The 1,928-nt window shown below is 73.6% G+C and carries 1 pseudogene; it reads left to right on the top strand.

Annotated features, from left to right (window positions below):
- Positions 1-1,928 (top strand): annotated as a pseudogene (gene addB, locus I53_RS28460) (double-strand break repair protein AddB); the annotation flags it as partial.

Below are 1,928 nucleotides of genomic sequence, written 5' to 3'. Positions count from 1 at the left end.
CCCGACCGGGGCCTAGCCGGCCGGGTCGCCGTCGAACTCCTGCGCTGGGGCATAGTCGCCGAGGATTCCCCCGGCCTGTCCCTGGCCGGAGCCCGGCCGGGCGGCTCGCCCGGCTCGCCGCGGAACTCGCCGCCGATCTCGCCCGCAGCCAGGCGGACACGATCCCGGCCCGGCTGATCGCGCTGCTCTCGCACCCGATGGTCCATCTTGGTCTGCCACGCGCGGAGGTGGTCCGGGGTGCCGCGGCCCTGGAGATCGGGCTGCTGCGCGGCCCGGTTCCGGCCCCGGGTTTCGACGGCCTGCGCCATGCCCTCGCCGCCGAGCGCGCCGGACCGCCCGAGCGCCGACCCCGGGCCAAACGCCGCCTGAAGGATATCGACTGGGACTTGGCCGCGGACCTGCTCGACCGGCTGGATCTGGTGTTCCGGGATTTCCCGGGCCCGGACGGGACGGGGGCGTGCGACCTCGTGGCGACGGCTGCACGCCATCGGGAGGCCTGCGACCGGCTGATCGCCGGGCCGGAGGACGCCCCCGAGGAGGAGCCGGACGGATCCCTGTCTTGCCTCGACGCCCTGTTCGACGATCTGGAGATGGCCGAGCCCGACCTGATGCCGGGTCGGTTCGACGATTACGCCACCTTCTTCACGTCGCTTGCCCGGGAACGCACCGTCGCCTGCTCGGGCGAGGCGCCGCATCCGCGGCTGCGCATCCTCGGCCTGCTGGAGGCGCGCCTGCTCTCTGTCGACCGGGTGGTGCTCGGCGGGCTCGACGAGGGCGTCTGGCCGGTGCGCACGCTGACCGATTCGTTCCTCAACCGGCCGATGCGCGAGCGGGTCGGCCTCAACCCGCCCGAGCGGCGGATCGGGCAGATGGCCCACGATTTCGTGCAGGCGCTGGGCTGCCGGGACGCGGTGATCACCCGGGCCCTGAAGCGCGAAGGCGCGCCGACCGTGCCCTCGCGGCTGATCCAGCGCCTGCGCGCGCTCTCGGGCGACGCAACCTGGGAGACGGTCCTGGACGCCGGGCGCCGGTTCAACGGCCTCGCGGCCCGGCTCGACGCCGCCCCGCCGGAGCCGCGGCTGAAGCGCCCCGCGCCCAAGCCGGACCCGGCGCTGTTTCCGCGCTCCCTCAGCGTCACCGAGATCGAGACGCTGGTGCGCGATCCCTACAGCATCTTCGCCCGCCACGTGCTCGGGCTCGACCCTCTCGATCCGCTGGCGGCGGCGCCGAGCGTCGCGACCCGCGGCTCCCTGGTGCACGAGGTCTTCGCCGAGTTCGCCCGCCGGCATCCGCAGGATCTGCCCCCGGATCCGGCGGAGCGCCTCCTGAACCTCGCGGTGAACGCCTTCGCGGAGATCGAGGCGGAGTACCCGAACCTCTACGCCGAGTGGTGGCCGCGCTACGAGCGCATGGCCGCGGCCTATCTCGACTGGGAGACGCAGCGCCGGCCCGGGCTGAGCCGGATCCACCCCGAGGTTTCCGGGCGCTGGGTGATCCCGATGGGCCGGGAGACCTTCACGCTGCGCGCCCGGGCCGACCGGATCGAGCTGCGCCCGGACGGCACTGCCTGCATCGTCGACTACAAGACCGGCACGCCGCCCTCTGCCAAGCAGATCTTCTCCGGCTTCTCGCCGCAGCTCACCCTGGAGGCCGCGATGCTCATGCACGGCGCCTTCGCGGATCTGCCGGCCGTGCCGGTGACGCCGGACCTGTTCTACGTCCACGCCTCGGGCGGGCGTAAGCCCTTCGTGCCGGTGCCGGTGAAGCCGCCGAGAGGCGAGGAGCGCGCCGTCGCGGCGATCGTGGCCGAGCACGCCGAGCGGCTGAGGGGTCTGGTCGCCCGGTTCATGACCGGCGAGGCCGCCTATACGGCGCGCCCCTATCCGCAATACGCCAGCAAGTACGGCGCCTACGATCACCTCGCCCGG

It is taken from the genome of Methylobacterium sp. B1, from assembly GCF_000333255.1.
In the GTDB taxonomy this organism is placed as follows: domain Bacteria; phylum Pseudomonadota; class Alphaproteobacteria; order Rhizobiales; family Beijerinckiaceae; genus Methylobacterium; species Methylobacterium fujisawaense.
Note: the sequence above shows the minus strand (reverse complement) of the source record. Positions and strands in the feature narration are given on the sequence as shown.